Origin of the sequence: Streptomyces olivochromogenes (genome assembly GCF_001514115.1) — a bacterium.
GTDB lineage: Bacteria > Actinomycetota > Actinomycetes > Streptomycetales > Streptomycetaceae > Streptomyces > Streptomyces olivochromogenes.
The window spans coordinates 411,510-428,776 of sequence record NZ_KQ948451.1; the positions used below are offsets into that span (position 1 = coordinate 411,510).

Annotated in this window: 13 protein-coding genes and 1 pseudogene; 4 read left to right on the forward strand and 10 right to left on the reverse strand. The window is 71.0% G+C overall.

The features are described 5' to 3' along the window. Positions 1 to 284: 284 nt before the first annotated feature. The 7 genes from AQJ27_RS01920 to AQJ27_RS58390 form a co-directional block, all read right to left on the reverse strand. Entirely contained in the window at positions 285 to 2,333 is a 2,049-nt protein-coding gene (locus tag AQJ27_RS01920; protein WP_159064310.1) for an outer membrane protein assembly factor BamB family protein, read from the reverse strand. Between the two features lie 787 nt (positions 2,334 to 3,120). Continuing rightward, positions 3,121 to 5,103, reverse strand: coding sequence for a WD40 repeat domain-containing protein (locus AQJ27_RS01925; RefSeq protein WP_067360595.1), 1,983 nt, complete (start codon positions 5,101 to 5,103; stop codon positions 3,121 to 3,123). A 215-nt stretch (positions 5,104 to 5,318) separates the two neighbouring features. Further along, on the reverse strand, positions 5,319 to 6,833 hold the full coding sequence (locus tag AQJ27_RS01930) for a hypothetical protein (RefSeq protein WP_159064311.1): 1,515 nt from the start codon (positions 6,831 to 6,833) through the stop codon (positions 5,319 to 5,321). 474 nt (positions 6,834 to 7,307) lie between these two features. Further along, positions 7,308 to 7,745: a contact-dependent growth inhibition system immunity protein gene (locus AQJ27_RS01935; RefSeq protein WP_067360602.1), complete on the reverse strand. Its 438-nt coding sequence runs from the start codon at positions 7,743 to 7,745 to the stop codon at positions 7,308 to 7,310. A 39-nt stretch (positions 7,746 to 7,784) separates the two neighbouring features. Further along, entirely contained in the window at positions 7,785 to 8,084 is a 300-nt protein-coding gene (locus AQJ27_RS58380) for a transposase (RefSeq protein WP_341866062.1), read from the reverse strand. 25 nt (positions 8,085 to 8,109) lie between these two features. Beyond that, a complete protein-coding gene (locus AQJ27_RS58385) occupies positions 8,110 to 8,481 on the reverse strand; it encodes a hypothetical protein (RefSeq protein WP_067360605.1) in 372 nt (123 codons plus the stop codon). 41 nt (positions 8,482 to 8,522) lie between these two features. Then, positions 8,523 to 8,801, reverse strand: coding sequence for a hypothetical protein (locus tag AQJ27_RS58390; RefSeq protein WP_235613413.1), 279 nt, complete (start codon positions 8,799 to 8,801; stop codon positions 8,523 to 8,525). A gap of 391 nt (positions 8,802 to 9,192) precedes the next feature. On the opposite strand from AQJ27_RS58390, the gene AQJ27_RS01955 reads away from it, so the two are divergent. Then, positions 9,193 to 12,501, forward strand: a complete 3,309-nt coding sequence (locus AQJ27_RS01955) for a S8 family peptidase (RefSeq protein WP_067360612.1) — start codon at positions 9,193 to 9,195, stop codon at positions 12,499 to 12,501. A 143-nt stretch (positions 12,502 to 12,644) separates the two neighbouring features. Here the strand turns inward: AQJ27_RS01955 and AQJ27_RS01960 are convergent, their stop codons facing one another. From AQJ27_RS01960 to AQJ27_RS01970, 3 genes are all read right to left on the reverse strand, one after another. Then, positions 12,645 to 13,643: a helix-turn-helix domain-containing protein gene (locus tag AQJ27_RS01960; protein ID WP_067360615.1), complete on the reverse strand. Its 999-nt coding sequence runs from the start codon at positions 13,641 to 13,643 to the stop codon at positions 12,645 to 12,647. 208 nt (positions 13,644 to 13,851) lie between these two features. After that, positions 13,852 to 14,202, reverse strand: coding sequence for a VOC family protein (locus AQJ27_RS01965; protein ID WP_067360617.1), 351 nt, complete (start codon positions 14,200 to 14,202; stop codon positions 13,852 to 13,854). A gap of 36 nt (positions 14,203 to 14,238) precedes the next feature. After that, the gene (locus tag AQJ27_RS01970; RefSeq protein ID WP_067360620.1) at positions 14,239 to 14,718 is read right to left on the reverse strand and encodes a winged helix-turn-helix transcriptional regulator; all 480 of its coding nucleotides are present in this window, start codon (positions 14,716 to 14,718) and stop codon (positions 14,239 to 14,241) included. A 59-nt stretch (positions 14,719 to 14,777) separates the two neighbouring features. Between AQJ27_RS01970 and AQJ27_RS01975 the strand changes: the two genes are divergently transcribed. The 3 genes and pseudogenes from AQJ27_RS01975 (at position 14,778) to AQJ27_RS01985 (ending at position 17,261) form a co-directional block, all read left to right on the forward strand. Then, on the forward strand, positions 14,778 to 16,241 hold the full coding sequence (locus AQJ27_RS01975) for an MFS transporter (protein WP_079064732.1): 1,464 nt from the start codon (positions 14,778 to 14,780) through the stop codon (positions 16,239 to 16,241). A gap of 280 nt (positions 16,242 to 16,521) precedes the next feature. Next, a pseudogene (locus AQJ27_RS01980) lies at positions 16,522 to 16,938 on the forward strand (SMI1/KNR4 family protein); the annotation flags it as partial. A gap of 110 nt (positions 16,939 to 17,048) precedes the next feature. Continuing rightward, entirely contained in the window at positions 17,049 to 17,261 is a 213-nt protein-coding gene (locus tag AQJ27_RS01985) for a beta-propeller fold lactonase family protein (protein ID WP_067360633.1), read from the forward strand. Positions 17,262 to 17,267: the final 6 nt, after the last annotated feature.

Below are 17,267 nucleotides of genomic sequence, written 5' to 3' on the forward strand. Positions count from 1 at the left end.
CAGGCGGTGTGGGCACGGTGCTCTCCTTCCGTCCCATGGCAGAGACAGGAGCTGTCCCTGCAGAATTCATACGCAGGGACAGCGCCGGAGGTTCAGCCGGCGCCGCGCCCGGGGAAGCGACGCCCTACGCCCGTGAGGTCAGGGACAGCCGTACGTCGACCGGGCGTTGACGCGGGCCGGTCTGAATCCTCGGCCTTCGGTCCAGGGCCCGCGCCGATCCCGTCAGGAGCGGCGCGGGTCCGCCCATGTCTGCGACCGAGCGCTCCGGGCGCCGCACACGGGCGTCAGGTGTGAATCGCGTACAGGAAATCGTCCAGGCTGCCGACGTACACGGTCCCGTCCGCCACCACGGGCGTCGAATGCAACTGCCCGTGGGTTTGCAGACGCCAGCGTTCCTCACCCGTGACCGCGTCCACCGCCCAGAGCGACATGTCCTCGCTGCCGATGTACACGGTCCCTGCTGCCACCGCCGCCGACGATTGACGAGCGGCTCCGGTCTCCTGCTTCCAGCGTTCCTCCCCTGTGGCCGCGTCCACGGCCCACAGGTACCAGCCGTTGCTGCCCATGTACACGATCCCGTCGACGACCGCGGGCGTGGACCACGTCGACCTGTCGAAGCGCCGCTCCCAGCGCTTCTCGCCGCTGGCGGCGTCCAGCGCGATCAGGCCACGGTCACCGCCGACGTAGAGGGTGCCGTCGGCCACCACCGGTGAGGCGTACGGCGAGGTGCGGTTCTTCACCTCCCAGAGCGTGCTTCCCGTGGCGGCGTCCACGGCCAACAGGGATTCGTAGGGGAAGGAGACGTAGACCCGGCCGTCGGACACCGCGGGGGAGGTGAACTGCTCGTAGGAGCGTGGGCGGCGCGGCCTGAGCCGCTGCTTCCAGCGCTTGCTGCCGGTGGCCGCGTCCACGGCCCAGAGGACTCCGCCACTGCCGGCCGTGTACACGGTGCCGTCGGCCACGGCCGGCCGCGTGCCGTGTACGTAGTCGGTCACACGCTTCCACCGTTCCCGGCCGGTAACCGCGTCCAGGGCCCACAGTTGCCTGCCGCTGCCGATGTACACGGTGCCGTCGACGACCACCGGTGACGAGGTGAACGGGAGGGACGTCAGTCGCCACCGTTCCTGGCCTGTGGCAGCGTCCAGCGCCATCAAGCCGCCGTGGTGGGCCTGGTACACGACGCCGTCGGCGACAGCCGCCGTGTTGTACCCCGCGCCCGGGGACGGCACCCGCCAGCGCACGGTGCCGCCGATCGGAGCAGGGTCTGCCGGAACGGATCCCCGATGGGCGCTCGTCCGTATCGGATGGACAGAGGCGGCGCGGTGGTCCTCGGCAGGTGCTTCACCCGGCCGATGGGCCCGCACGGCGTAGAGGTGCTCGTCGAGGCTGTCGACGTACACCGTGCCACCGCTCACCAGGGGCGTGGAGTGCACCGGCCCGGTGGTCTTGACCTTCCACCGTGGCTCGCCGGTGGCCGCGTCGACCGCCCACAGGCGCCCGTCGTGGCTGCCCGCGTACACCGTGCCGTCGGCGACCGCGGGCGTCGCGTGGATCTCACCGCGGGTCTTCAGCCTCCACCTCTCCCGACCGGTTTCCGCGTCCACCGCGATCAGGTACCAGCCGCGGACACCGGCGACCGCGACGCCCTCGGCCATCGCGGGGCTCGCCCACACCGCCCCTCCGGGGGACAGCCGCCAGCGTTCCTCGCCCGTCGCCGCGTCCATCGCGACCAGGCCCTCGCCATTGCCCACATACACGCTTCCGCCGGCCACCGTCGGCGTCTGTCGAACGCCCCCGTGGGGGAAGACGTCCCATCGCCTGCTTCCGGTGGCCGCGTCCAGGGCCAGCACATGCCCGCCCACAGCCGCGTACAGGACACCATGGACCACTGTCGGCGGTGGATTGCGAGGTGTGCGATAGTCCGCCACCCTGACGTTCCACACCGGCCGGCCGATGAGCCCGTCCACCGCCCACATCCTGCCGTGATCTGAAACGGCGTACACGATGTGATCCGCCACCGTCGGCATCGACATCTTCGACCGGCGTGATCTCCACTTCCACCGCACCTCGCCGGTCGCGGCGTCCACCGCCGTCAGATAGCCGGCACTGTCGGCGAAATACACAACCCCGGTGCCGGCCACCGGCGATGCTTCGATCCCGGAGTCGTCGCGCAGTGTCCAACGTCGCTGTCCGGTGTCCGCGTCGACCGCCACCAGACCGAAGAGACCCTCAAGGACATAGACGGCGCCGTCGGCCATCGCCGGCGTCCGGTAGAGCACGCCCCCGCCGGGCACCCTCCACAGCGTTCTGTCGCCGACGTCGACACCAGCCACCGCTTCCCCCCTCCCCGCACAACACCGTTCGCCCTTCGGCGTCCGCCTGACGCCTGCGGGCGACCACACCGCGGAAGCCGGCAACGCACCGAACCCTGACATGTCGCGTTTCAGGAACGCAACCGTGAATCCCCCTGGTCCCACAGCCCGTTGGCTGCGCCCGACCTCGCAGCACTCGGGTCCCGGCTGCGGCTGCTTGTTGGGCGAGCAGGCCCAGCAGGCGCCGGCGGCTCCTCATCGCGCAGCGCTGCGGCCCCTGTACGTTTCCGCTGTCCAGGGCCACGGTCGAGGGTGCCGGAGACGTAGCCGACGCAAGACGGTTACGCGCGACCGATGGGAGAACGCCGGACAGTTGGACGAAGACGCCGCGCCGCCGGACGAGGTCGATGCGGTTGCCCGAGCGCCGGACCGCTTCGCAATTGCTCTCCGCGAGGCACTCCGCGAGGCAGGAGCAGGCGAGCACCGCCCAGCGAGGACGGCCATTGATGCCGGTGCCGATCGCGGTACCGCCGAGGCCCCCAGCAGCGTGGCCGCGGCCTCGTTCAGCCGCCGCCGGCAGTGGGCCTCGGTCATGACCGCACGGGCGGAACTCCTGGCCCGGCGCCGTGGGACGGCGTCCTCAAACGGGTTCGGCGCGGCCTGCCCGCCCATGGCCGAACGAACCGCGCGGGCGCGCCATCCGCGAGGTTCGGGCCACAGGCCGGCCTGCGGCGCACGCCGCGCAGGTTCTCGGCATGCGTGCCGAGGCTCCGCGCGATGAGATGACACGGGTCGCGGCTGAACGCGTTCACTGTCTGGTGAGCGGGAGGCTGAGGACTCCGCGGTCGTGTCCGACGATCAGGTCTGGACCCGCGGTGGCCAGACAGGTGAGCGCCACATCCAGGGCGATGTGCCCCACCACGCCGGTCTCCGGTTCCCATACCCGCAGTCGGTGACCGTGAAGGGTGCCGGTGACCAGGACCGTGCCGCCGCCGTGCAGGGTGGTGGCGGTGATGACCGGCAGGCCGGCGGTGCCTGTGGAGACGGGCAGACCGTCGCCGATCGGGGTACCGGTGGCGAGGTCCCACAGCATGACCACGCCGCGGTTGTCTCCCGTGGCCAGCACGGTTCGGTCGTGTGTGGGGACAGCCGCCACAGCTGCCACACGGTGGTCGGCATCGGCGAGCGCACGTGCGCTCAGTTGCACGGCCGCGCCAGGTTCCCAGGGGTCGTCGACGGCTGGATCCCACACGTGAAGGCGGCCCGCGGTGTCCGAGGCCGCGATCAGCGTGTGGCCGGCGGAGATCGGGACGGCGGCGATCGACTGGATCGGACTGCCATAGGGGTTGAGGCGTCCGACGCACTCACCGATGTCCGGGTCCCACAGCCGGACCGCGCCTCGGGGGGTGGCGGTGACGAGCAGAGTGCGGCCGTCAGGGACGGTCGCGGTACACATTCCGGTCACCCCGCCGGGCCAGTCGCCGACCGGTTCGCGAACCGGCTGCCCGGTGACAGGGTTCCACAGGGCGATCGTCCCGCTGTCGCCTCCGCTCGCCAGAAGGACGCGGCCGTCGGGCAGGGGCAGGGCCGTCATCGAGCGGATACGGTCACGATGTCCTGGCAGCGGGGCATGGACGAGTCGGCCGTCGGCCACGTCCCACAGGCACACCACGCCCCTGTCCCCGGCACCGGCCACGAGCGTCGGCCGACCGGGACGGGACACCACCGTCAGCGAGTTGACACCCCCAGATGAACCGGGCGCGGAATCGGAGAACACCGATATACGGCCCCAGGGTGTGCCGTCGGCCGCGACCACCGCGTCATCGTCCCGCCGGAACCGAGTCGCTGCTTCACCTGTTGGTCCGGCCGCCGCTGACTCCACCACGGCAGCCGACCCGTCGGAGTCCGTCCACGCCTCCGTCGGACGGTGCTGGGGGCGCGCACCGTCCGGGTTCTCCGCCAGGCCGTCAGCGATCGTCCACGTCTGCTCGCAGTCCCAGCAGCGGAAGTATCCGGTGAGCGACATCAGTTGGTGGGCCAAATCCCTCGCGGCCCGTTGCGGGGTGCCCCTGACCGCGACCATGCCGGCGACCAGGCACAGGACGGCCTGCCCCGGTGTTTCGGGGGATACCCCTGCCACCGCGACGTCGCGTGCCACCCGCAGGAAGGGCTCCCACCCCTCCCCCAGTGCCTCCTCCTGCAATGCCACGGCGACCTCGCCCCAGGGATGCCCACCCTGCCGGACATGGGCGGGATCAGGCAGCCCCGGAGCCTCGAAAGGCGGACGCGCCGGGTCCACGAAGAACGTGGGGATCTCGGTATCGCTCCCGCACCCGGGACATACCAGCAGGAGGCCACTTTCCTGGGGATCGAGGAACCGCCCCAGCGCTTCCCCCATGTGGTGGCCGGCCAAAGCCACACAGGAGAGCACGAGGTGGGCGCAGACCTGCGCGGGAATATCGGCGGCAAGAAGGCTTCGGGTGGCCGCCCGCTCGGCCAGACGCAGTGCGGCGCCGAACCCCGCCTCGAGATCGGCCGGGACGGGGGGCCTGTGATCGGCGGTCACGATGAACCCCATGTCCACCCAGAAGTCCACGGTCTGTTCCGGAGGCAAGGCCGCTGCCGCCTCGACGAGATGCGGCAGGGCCGCATAGGCTCCGTCGGAGACGACTCCATCGTCCATCAGGCCGCCGGTCAGGTACGTCCAGGTCTGCCTCCATTCATCGCCGCTCTCGGTGGCAGCCGCGGAGGCCAACTGCTCCAGGAGTGCTTTCACCTCCTCGGCTTTCACACCGTCAAGGTCACGCCAACGAGGGCTGTGCAAGGGCAGCTTCGGAATCATGGAACGAGTCTCGCAGTCAGCGGTGACAGTCAGGGGGCTCGGTGTCCGGCAACCCTTTGCTCCCGGCGATGCGACCGGTGCGTGTGTTGAGATGCCGTGGCCTGGCAGACGAGGTGCAGACGAGGTGACGTACGGCTCGGCAGGATGTCGTCCCTCGCCACGGATCAGCTCGTCATCCGATCGGCGACCACTACCACTGCGCGGGGAACGATCCGCTCCAGGACCGGCAGAGCAGGGGCCCAGCCGCCGAGCACCACGACCTGCGCGGCGAGTCTGCGGGCGTGGCACGGCTCGGACAGCTCCACGAGTGCGGCCAGTGCGCGGGCTCGTGTCGCGCGGTAGGCGATCGCGCGGACAAGAGTCTCGGCCCGGCCCGGATCGCCGTGCCGGGCCGTCTCCCGGGCGACCGCGACCAGTGCCTCGCCCTGTGCCCAGCGGTCGTTGATCGAGTGGACGAGGGCCTCGGCCCGGCCCGGATCGCCGCGCCTGGCCAGCTCCCGGACCACTTCGATCAGCGCCCTGGCCTGTGCCCGGCGGTCGGTGATCGCGTGGGCGAGAGCCTCGGCCCCGCCCGTGTCACCGGAGCGGGCCAGTTCCCCGACGACCTCCGCCTGCCGCGCCACGGACAGATCGGGGTCGAGCCGGTCGGCGAGGGCCATGGCCCGCTCGACCTGCCCATGCCGGGCCAGCAGGAGTGTCACGGACCTCAGCAGAATGTCGTGATCACGGCCGCCGCCGGTCTCGAGCAGTGTCTCGGCCCGGTCGGCCAGGGCCAGGGCCACGTCCTGGTCGGCGGTTTCGGCGACCGCGTCCAGCACACATGCCATGTCCCAGGCGTCGAGCGGGGATCTGGGGGAGAACGGGCGAGCGGCGGCGGACGGTCCGGGGTCCGGGTCTCCTTCCAGGACCATGTCCTGGTCGGCGGCTTCGCCGAGCGCCCACCCGCATACCGTGCCCCCGGCCCCGACGGCGGGTCCGGGCGGGCGCAGGAGAGCGTCGAGCCGGTCAAGGTCTCCCCCAAGCGCCTCGCGGGCCAACACCACTGCCAGGGGCCGTGGCTTGGACCACCCTGTCGAGTTGCGGGACCGGGTGATGTCCTCCACTCGGTCGGCGAGTACGGCGGCCCGGTCATGGTCGCCGGTGGCGACGGCCACCTCCACGAGGAGGGCGAGCACCTGTTCCGCCCCGTCGACGGGGTAAGAGCTCACCTCGTCGTCGGCGCGAGCGGCGAACCTGAGCGCCTCATCGATGTCGCCGCTGTCGGCCACCGCTTTGGCCAGCAGGGCCCAGGCCCTCCCCCAGTTGTGCGGGTAGTGGATCCGCTCCGCCAGAGCGACAGCCCTGGCGCGCTCACCGGCACGGGCCCACGCCAGCACGAGGGCGACCAGTGCCTGGTCCCGCAGCTGCCGCAGGGGAATCGACTCGGCCAGCGCCTGAGCGCCGCACAGGTCTCCCGCGCCCGCCGCGGCCTGCACCAGCTCCACAAGCTCCGTACCCTGCTTGAGCTCGTCACTGATCGTGTACGCCAGCTCAGCCGCGCGGACGAGGTGGCCGGTGCGGGCGAGCACCCTCAGGAACCACCCGCTGGTGAGACCGGTGCCCGGGTCCCTGCGCACCGACAGCCGGAGAAGGGCCAGCAGGCAGGGCTCGAACCCCCCCTGCACGATGTCACTTCCCACGTCGTTCTCCGGTGCCAGGCCGCGACGCCGCTCCCGTTCCCGCGTCATGAAAAGCTCTGGCCCCCACTGGGCCAACCCCTCTGGCATGCCCGGTGCCCCCTTGGTGAAGCCCCCAGCTGCGCACCCGCGCAGGCGGCCCAACAGTAATGGTGGGACTCCGTCGGATTACTGACGTGCGAGAACTCAGGTCGGCGAGACCGGCGGCAACGGGGCCCCGACCTGACGGAGTCCCTGTCAGTGGCCTGGCCGAGATGTCGTTCCCGTTGGTGCGCAGGAGGGCGACGACGCGCCCGCTCAGCTGGATCGCCGCGGAGACCCGCTCACCGTCTGGGCGGGCGATTCCGTACGGCCGCGATGGCAAGAGCCTGTCGGGACGGGCCGTATGGCGTACGTCAGGTTTTGTCGCCCGTCAGTCCGGGCTGTGCTCCCGGCGGTCCGTGCAGCGCTCGGCACCGGCGACATGTAGCGCCACGGTCAGTTACCAGGTCGGCGCAGCGTCGCGGGCCCCGCGACGAAGCGGGCAAGATCCTCGGCGGCACCGCGGGGCAGGCCGGCGACCGTCCCCTCCGGCAAAGCCGTGATCACGGCCCCCAGCCGCGCGGCGAGCTCCGGCAGCAAGGCCCAGGCCGAAGCAGGGGCATTGACGGCAGCGAGCAGCAGGTCGCCCTCGTAGAAGCAGGCGTCGAGCAGCGGCTCCTCGATCAGCAAGCGCACAGCGAGTGGAAGGACGTAGGGCAGTGCCACCTGCTGTGGAAGGAGAGTGCGCAGATCCGCCGCACTGAGTTCACCCAGGGGCACACGCCGCAACTCATGCACGGTGCGCACCAACCGGGTCGCGTCAGCGGCAGGAGGCGCCCACCGGGGTGGGTCCAGCTCATCGAGCGTGCGGTCGAGGTACAGCAGACGGTCCATGGGGCTCATGTTCGCCGAAACAGGCAAGGACTCTAAAAATCAGGTCACTACCACTTCGCGGAATGTGCTCTCAGGCCGGACCTGGTGGAAGAACTCGCGTGCCACGTAGCGTTTGAGGCATTGGACGATTTCGCGTCGGGTCTTGCCCTCCTTGCTGCGGCGTTCGTAGTAGTCCTGGGTGCGTAGGTCGACGCGCGGGCGGGTCTGCACGACCCTGTGCAGGGCGGCGTCGGCCTGCCGGTCGCCGCCACGGTTGAGGCGACGGTACTGCCGACTGCCCGAGGAACGCTCGCCAGGGCTGACCCCGCACAGCGCCGCGAAGGACGCCTCAGCGCCCAGGCGTTCCGGGTTGTCCCCACCGTGATCAGCAAAGTGACGGCCGTGTCCGGACCGACGCCCACCAGAGTGAGCAGCTGCGGGCGTGGCGTTCCGCGAGCCAGGCCAGGCGGCCTTCCAAGTCCTGGATCTGCTCGGTGAGTTGTCCGATTCGCTGGGCCGGCAGACTCAGTGTGATGCGGGTGGCCTGCAGCACCGCTTCTACCCCGTTCCCGTCACTCTTGTTGTCGTCGGCGAGCCGTACGCAGGTCCGGAAGAGTTCTGCATCGTTCAGCCCGGCCAGTTCTTTCCGCAGGTTCGGGTCGGCACTGACGAGGACGGCCTTGAGCTGGTTGATCGCCTGGGTGCGGGCCTTGACCGCCGGCCCCTTGGCGAGTTTGTACATCCGGGCGATCTGCACCGGTCCATCGCCTGACTTGACCCGGGCGCGCGCCCTCCGGCTCAGCACCGCCCGGGCCGCGTCTGGGCATCGAGCGGGTCCGGCTTGCCGCGCCGGCGGCGGTCGGTCGCGTCGGGCCGGTTCGCATCGAACAGGTCCACGCCATGGGTCAACAAGTAGCGGGACAGAGCCGCCCCGAAGGAGCCGACCCCCTCCACTCCGGCCCGCCGCACCGCGCCCAGCCCCGTGGCCCACTCCAGCAGTTCGCGGTAACCGGCCGCGATGGCCGGGAACACTTCCGTGCCGATCACCACCCCCACCAGGGAGAGCACAGCAGCCACATGAACGTCCCGGTGCGTGTCCACTCCAAGGACCACGTCTAAGGGCTCTGGGCTCTCGGCTACGGCACAGTACTCGCCGCCGAGGGCAGCCGAAGGGCTTCCGGTCGAGCCGGGAAGGAAAGACTGTGCGTGATCTCCGGCGGCCGGCTTGGCACCACCCGGGGAGCGGCTCGCTCGGTTCGTCCATGAGCCGCCAGCCTGGCCGCTTTTGCCCTCTTTATGAAGTATAGGGGTTGGCGTAAAGGTGACTTGACGCCTGGTGGACAGGGCAAACTGCTGACCTCGGCACTTGACGGCACCACGCTGTCCTCCCATGAGAGACATGAACAACAGGTGGCGCCACAGAGTCCGCCCTCCCCGGCCTCGGCATACGGCGGCGACCGCCGCCCTCGTGGCGCTCGTGGCCGGTCTGACCGCCGCCCCCGGCGCCGCTCAGGACCTCGGCCCGCACACCGGGCGAACGGAAGCCGCCGCGCAGACCGGAGCGGCCCGGTCGCCGATCACCTCCCGGCATCAGCTCACACTGATCACCGGCGACCGCGTCACGCTGGAGACGGACACCTCGGGCAAGCAGAGTGTGTCGGTCGAGCCCGCCGAGGGCCGCGAACGAGTCGCGTTCATCAAGCGCCAGTCCGGTCACGACTGGACGGTCATACCCGCCGACACGCTCCCGCTGCTCGCGACGGGCCGCCTCGACAAGGCGCTGTTCAACGTCTCCGCCCTGGTCCGGGGCAAGTACGCGCAGCGGTCGAGCCTGCCGCTGATCGTCGAGTACGCCGGGGACGCGGGCACCGCCCGGCGACAGCTGACCGCCGCCGGTGCCGACACCGTCCGCCCCATCGGCGGGACCCCCTTCGCGACCCTCGGCGAACACCGCGCGGACGCCGCCGGGTTCTGGAAGGGCATCGCCCCCGGCCGCGCGGACGCCACCGCCTTCGGAGCCGGTGTGCGCCGGGTCTGGCTGGACGGCCGCTCCAGGATCCAGCTCGACAGCACGGTGCCGCGCATCGGCGCCCCGCACGCCTGGGAGAAGGGCTACACCGGCACCGGCGTCAAGGTCGCCGTGCTCGACACCGGTTACGACCCCAATCACCCGGACCTCAAGGGCCTCGTCACCGAGTCCGCGAACTTCACCACCGAGCCGAACACCGACGACCTGAACGGTCACGGCACCCATGTGACCTCCACGGTCGCCGGTTCCGGCGCGGCCTCGGACGGCACGTACAAGGGTGTGGCACCCGGTGTGCAGATCCTGTCCGGCAAGGTGTGCACGGCGGACGGCAACTGCGACAACTCCGACATCGTCGAGGGTCTGGCCTGGGCCGCCCAGCACGGCGCCAAGGTGATCAACCTCAGCCTGGGCGACACGGACACACCGGAGACCGACGCCCTCGAGGCCATGGTCGACACCGTGACCCGTGACTACGGCACGCTGGTCGTGGCCGCGGCCGGCAACAGCGGTCCCGACAAGGTCTCCTCGCCCGCCTCCGACGACCGGGCGCTGGCCGTCGGCGCGGCCGAGGAGGACGACGACCTCGCCGTCTTCAGCTCGGTCGGCCCGCGGGTGGGCGACTCCGGCCTCAAGCCGGACATCATCGCCCCCGGCGTCAACGTCGTCGCCGCGAGGGCGGGCGGCACCACCGCCGATGACGGCTATGTCGCGATGAGCGGCACGTCCATGGCCACGCCCCATGTGACCGGAGCCGCCGCCATCCTGTTCCAGCAGCACCCCGACTGGACGGCGGAGCAGGTCAAGCGCCAGCTGATGCAGTCGGCGACCGGCGCCAAGGAGCACGGCGCCTACTTCCAGGGCGCCGGACGCGTCGACGTCGCCCGGGCGGTCGACCAGGACATCACCGCCGACACCACCGCACTGGACTTCGGGCTGATCCGCTGGACGGACGGCACGCGTCCCCCGGTGACCAAGACCATCACCTACCGCAACCCGGGCGCCGCGCCGGTCACCCTTCAGCTGAAGGACAACCCGAGCAGCGGGAAGAAGGACGTGCCGGCTCCCGCCGGCCTGTTCCGGCTCAGCGCCGACACGGTCACCGTGCCCGCGCACGGAACCGCGGCCGTCACCCTCACCGCGACCCCGGAAGCCACCACGACGTACGCCGCCTACAGCGGTGTGGTGACCGCGAGCACCGATGACAACCAGGTGTCGGTGCGCGTCCCGTTCGGCATGAACGTCGAGCAGCCGTCCTACGACCTGCGCATCGGCATGAAGAGCCGCACGGGCGCCGCCCCCGACAACGCCTACCTGCTGGTCAACTCGGCCGACGGCAAGGCGTACGACGTCGAGGCGCTCGGCAAGAGCAGCACGGTGGTGCGACTGCCGAAGGACACCTACTCGGTGAGCGGCTTCTACTTCGACGCCTCCTTCACCGAGGGCACCATCGTCGGTGTGCCGAAGGTCGTGATGAGCGCCGACCGGCAGGTGACCATCGACGCCCGGAAGGCGAAGCCCGTCACGGTGTCGGCACCGAGCCGCTCCGCGCGCATCATGTCGGCCGAGATCGGCACGATCAGCATGGCCGACCAGCTGCTCTCGGTCACCATGTACAACGCGATCGGCACGGACCACATCGACGGCGTGTACGCGGTGCCGACAGCCCGGGACAAGGACTCCAAGTTCACCTACCTCGTCAGCACCGTCTGGGGTGACCCCGCCGGCGCGGACGGCAACCCCTCGTCGGTCTACTACCTCTCCCGGCCGGTGCACGGCGCCATCCCGGCCGATCCGGGATACCGCCCCCGCTCGTCGGAACTGGCCAAGGTGGACACCACTTTCGCCGCCACCACTCCGGGAACCACTGCGGCCCGCCTCGTCTGGATGTACGTCGACAACGTCCGCTTCAGCGCACCCTCGATGACGGGCCTGCCGGTGCCGACCCGGCGGGTCGACTACTTCTCGTCGGCCGAGGGCCTGCGCTGGCAGTCGGCCTTCGACCAGAACAACCTCTTCGACCCGGACACCCGCGGGCAGAGCTACCTCGGCGATCTGCACAGCTACAAGACCGGCGCCGAGGTCGAGGAGCGCTGGAACGGCGGGATCCAGGCCGTGGGCCTCGCGTCCTCGATGGCCGCCTTCCGCGAGGGCGACACCATCTACCGCCCGTTCCAGTCGGCCGCGAACGGAAACCTCGACCTGGTGGCCGACACGACGGCCGGCCTGCCCACGGTGGAGCTGTGGCGCAACGGCGAAGTCGTCTCCCAGGACTGGAGCATGAGCGACGTGCCCGCCGACGCGACCCCAGCCGACTACCGGCTGACGGTCGAGCACGACCGCGACCTCGCCCCCAGCTCGGTCTCCACCCACGTGTCGGCCGAATGGCGGTTCCGGTCGCAGACCACGGCGACCCGGCAGGCGCTGCCGCTGTACGCGGTCCGTATGGCGCCGAAGCTGGACGAGTGGAACCGGGCCGAGGCCGGCCGCAAGCTCGACATCCCGGTCCTGATCCAGCAGACGGCCGGCGCCCCGGCGTCGCCCATCCGCGTCTTCACCACCGAGGTCTCCTTCGACGAGGGGAAGACCTGGCAGTCGGTGCGGGTCAAGGGCTCCGGCATGGAGCGCACCGTGACCGTGGAGCACCCGCGCCGCGCCGCGGGCGGCTCGGTCAGCCTGCGCGTCCACGTCGAGGACGCGGCGGGCAACTCCTTCAAGGAGACCGTCATCAAGGGCTACCTGCTCAAGTAGCCGCTGGCGCGGAGTAGTCACGTCCTCGGGTAGCTACTTCCGCGAGCAGTGCAGCCCGGCCGCAGCGGCCGGGCGCACACGAACAGGGCCCGCCGGACACCTCCGGTGGGCCCTGTCCGTGTGCGTCGCGGCGTCCGCCGTGCTCAGAGCCAGTCGCGGCGGGCCGCGTGCCAGCCCAGCTGCATACGGGTCGCGACGCCCGCCAGGCTCATCAGGCCCTGGATACGCCGCTGGACGGTGCGCTTGCTGATCCGCAGCTGTCCGGCTATCGCCTCGTCCGTCATACCGGCGACCATCAGGGAGAGCAGATGCCGGTCCTCCCCGACCGGCGAGGCGGCATCCGTGGTGCCGGCGCCACCGATCTGGCCCTCCTCGGTCACCCGGAGCGGCGCACCGATCTCCCAGTGGTGTTCGAACAGGGCGATGAGCGCGTCCAGCAGGCTGCTCTCCCGCACCACCGCGGCCCGCAGTTCCCGGGGGTTGCCGGACGTACCCGAGGCGGCCAGCGGCAGGATGGCCACCGAGCGGTCGGCGATCGCCATCCGCAGCGGCAGGAGGGGCACCGCCCGGGAGACCTCTCCGGCACACACGCCCTTGACGACGTAGTCCACCGCGTCGGGGTCGTCGAAGTACGCCTGCTCGTACAGGGCCCTGTAGAGCACGCCCCGGTCCAGCGCGTCGAACTCCTCCTGATTGCTCTCCGGTGACATGGCCACGTACTGGGCCTTCACGAACCACATCATCTCGCGGTCCGCGCCGTGCTGGAGCTGGCGCAGATGCTGGCGCAGTGCCGCCGCGCCGGTGATGATCTCGACGGCCTCGCCCGTGCTCCGGGCCCATGCGCTGCGGCGGTGTGTCTCCGCCAGTTCGTAGACGGCGGCCCGGGTCTGTTCCAGGGCGTCGAAGTGGCGTTGGAGCCGGGGCATGAGGGCCACCTGCGGCGGCACGGCCGTGAACCATTCGGGACTGTCCTCGACCGACGACGCCAGGCCCTTGTGCTCCAGCGCGCGCAGCAGCAGCCGCGCGGTCGCGGCGTCGAGGGCCGAGCGGTCGGAGATGTCCTGAGCGGACGCCGTCCCGGTGGCGACCAGAAGGCGGTACACCTCGCTCTCGTCGGCCGTCAGGCCCACCGTCTCCAGCATGTCGCCACCTTTCTCAGCATCCGGGCCGCCTCCGCCCGGGTTCGCGTGAGGGGAAACGCAGTCGGCCCGGCGGATGATTCCACCAACCCCCGCGACCAGGCACCACAACGGTTGTCACCGGCGATCTGGCGATCTGACGATCTGGTTCACCGTGACGGGGCGGTGCCGTCAGCACATCCGATGGACCCCGGGCGGGGCCGCTCGAGTGTCACAGACTATGGGCCACGGGGTGGCGAGGTTCGTACAGCGGCAGTTCGGCGCCACTGGGCAGCCGCACCGCCGTCAGCCTGCCCCAGCGCTGTTCGCTGACCGGGCGGGAGATCTCGACTCCCCGCGCACGCAGTTCCCCGAGCTGGGCGTCGAGGTCGTCGCACATCAGGAAGAACTCGTGCTGGGGGGCGCCCTCGGTGGGGTGCACGGCGATCTCTGCCGGGGGCAGCTTGAAGATCAGCCACCCGCCGCCCGCGTCGACACCGGGGAAGGCGAGGACGTCGCGAATGAAGGCGCGGTCGGCCTCCGCGTCCTGGCTGTAGAGGATGACGTGGGCGCCGTTGATCATGCCGGACCTTCGTTTCGCCGAGATGGGCCGTTCGGTCTACGGGTTCGTCACCGGGCCCGACTGGTCCCAGCCGGGCACGAGGTCGTCCCGGTGGACATCTTCCCCGTGGACCCGCTCGCCGCAGGTCTCGCACACCGTGTGGGTGACGAGTTCGTGATCACGGTGCCGGATCCGGGCGGGCGGTGCGGTGACGACCCAGCGGTCGCCCCAGCCGATCAGTTCGCGGGTGATGGCACCCAGATCGCGCCCGGCCGCCGTCAGGTAGTAGCCGCTGTAGCGGGCGTCGTCCGGCAGCGGGCGCCGTTCGAGGACGCCGCTCTCCACCAGCGCCTTCAGGCGCGCGGCGAGCCGGTCCGTGGGAGCGCCGGTGTTCCTGGCGATCTGCCGGAAGCGGTGGTTGCCGAGCATGACCTCGCGGATCGCCGGCAGGGCCCAGCGGTCACCGATGATCTGGAGGGCCGCGGCGAGGGAGCACGGGCGCCCCGCCATGTCCCGGGGGTCGATGGGCGTGGTCATTTTCCCAGTATCCCCCGGCAGGGTTTGATTTCCAAACCACCCTGTGTTTGGGTTGTGCCATGTCCACGCTGCTTCGACTTTCAAAGCACCCTCGGACGGCCGCCGCAGTCGTCCTGGTGGCCGTCTTCATGACCAACCTGGATCTGCTGATCGTCCACGTCGCGCTGCCCGCCATGGGAGAGGACTTCTCCGCAGGCGGCGGCGCAGCGGGCCTCGGATCGCTGTCCTGGGTCCTCAACGCCTACGCGATCACCTTCGCCGCGCTGCTGGTGGTGGCCGGGCGTGCCGGTGACCGCATAGGGCAGCGGCCGGTCTTCCTCGCCGGGATCGCCGTCTTCACGCTCGCGTCGCTGGGCTGTGCCCTGGCCCCGAACCTGGGAACCCTCATCGTGGCCCGGGTGGTGCAGGCCGTAGGGGCGTCGGCGCAGATCCCGACCTCCCTGGCCCTGCTGCTGGCGGCGGTGCCGGCCGAGCGCCGCACCCAGGCCACCCGCGGCTGGGCCGGGGTCGGCGGACTCGCCGCGGCCGCCGGGCCCGTCGCCGGTGGCCTGCTGACCGAGGTGGACTGGCGGTGGGTCTTCGCCGTCAACCTGCCCATCGGCATCGCGGCGCTCGTCGTCGGCCGAGCCGCGCTGCCGAAGCCTGCCGCGCGGGAGACCGGGCCGCTGCCCGACCTCCTCGGCGCCCTGCTGGTCATCGTCTCGATCGCGTCGCTGTCCGGGGCGCTGGTGCAGGCACCCGACCAGGGCTGGACGAGCGGCGAGACCCTACTGCTGCTGGCCGTCGCCGTGATCGGCGGCGCCGCGTTCGCGCTCCGGTCCCTGCGGCACCCCCGTCCGCTGTTCGAGCTGGACCTGCTGCGGCTGCCGCGCTTCGGTGCGGCGAACGCGGGCAGCCTCCTGTTCGGCGTGGCCTTCTCGATCATGCTGCTGTCGAACGTGCTGTGGTGTCAGGAGGTCTGGCACTGGAGCGCGCTGCGCACCGGTCTCGCCCTGGCCCCCTGCCCCGCGCTCGTGCCCGTCGTCACCGTGCTGACCACCCGCGCCGCGCAGCGCTTCGGGCAGGGACCGCTGATCGCGGCGGGCGGCGCGCTGTTCGCCGGTGGCATGGTCTGGTTCGCGGTCTTCGCGTCGGTCACACCGGACTACGTGAGTGAGCTGCTGCCCAGCCAGCTGCTGACCGGTGCGGGAGTGGGCCTGGCCCTGGGCACACTGGTGGCCGCCGGCGTGCACGCGGTACCGGGACACCGTGCGGCGACCGGGTCGGCGCTGGTCAACTCGGTGCGCCAGATCTCGGCCACGATCGGCGTCGCCGTCCTGGTCGCGGTCCTCGGCTCCCATGTCGACGCCACTTCGCACCACGACTTCCGGGTCGTCTGGTACACGGCCGCGGCGCTGAGCCTGGTGACCTCGGCGGTCGGGGCGCAGCTCAGCCGAGGGCGGGGCCAGGGCCCCGAGCGGACGCGACCCGCCGCGCCGAAGGAAGCCGAGGCGACGGGGCGGGCTCTGCCGCAGACACCCTGACCGGCCGCTGACCGGCGCGCGAGAGCTGTTCGCCGCCCGGGACTCCGGACGGGCGAGCAGCAGATGGTGCCTCGCACGTGCACTGGGGCACGCCAACTTGCGGGACGGAGGTAGACGGGCCCACGGCCTTGGGATCGCCTTCACCGACGTGGAGTTCGCGCGAGCGCCCGGCAAGCGCGGTGGCTGGGGTTCCCGGCCGCGTCGGAGGAGCGGATCGCAGCCTTGGAGGAGCGCCTCGGCCGACGGATGCCCCCGTCGTACCGGGAGTTCCTCAAGGCCGGCGACGGGTGGCGGCACGCGGGCGGTGTGGAGCGGCCCGAGGACATGGCACGGGGAACCGTTCTTCCACCTTTCGGTGGCGCAAGACAGTGCCGAGCAGTACGCATTCACGTACGAGGACAGGGAGATCCGGCAGAGCGGGGAGATACCGCGGGCGCTGGACCCGAGCCGGTTGTTAGGCGCCCTGGAGGACGGGGCCGAGGTGGAACGGTCGCTGCTGGAAGCGGTGGCCGGGGAGTTCGGTGCGTCTCTGCCGCGTCATGCCGTCACGAACGGACGGCTGCACACATTCACCACCCGTTCATGGACGCGGCCGCCTAGGGACGGCGAGACGTACGCGGTGATCCGCATGCACCGGGCAGCCGCGCGCCCGGCGGACGGCGAGCGGACGGGAGAGGACGGGCCGGGGAGCAGGTAGAGACCGGCCAGGTTGCGCACATTCTCCATACGGTGAGAGTCGAGAGCACGTAGACCTGGGATGTCGGAGGACGATCACCGGCTACCGGATCGACCGCCCGACCGACCGGGATGCTCTCCGTCATCGACCACACCAGCCAGGGCGTGAGCGGTCCGACCGACTTCGTCATCGACCCCAGTGGACGATGGCTCTACGTCAACGACAGCACAGCCGACATCGTCGCCCCGTTCGCCGTCGGGCCCGAGACGGGCGAGCTGACGCCCGCCGGCCGGACGATTCCCGTCCCCGTCCCCCTGTTGATGGCGCTGCGCCACCAGGACTGAAACGGC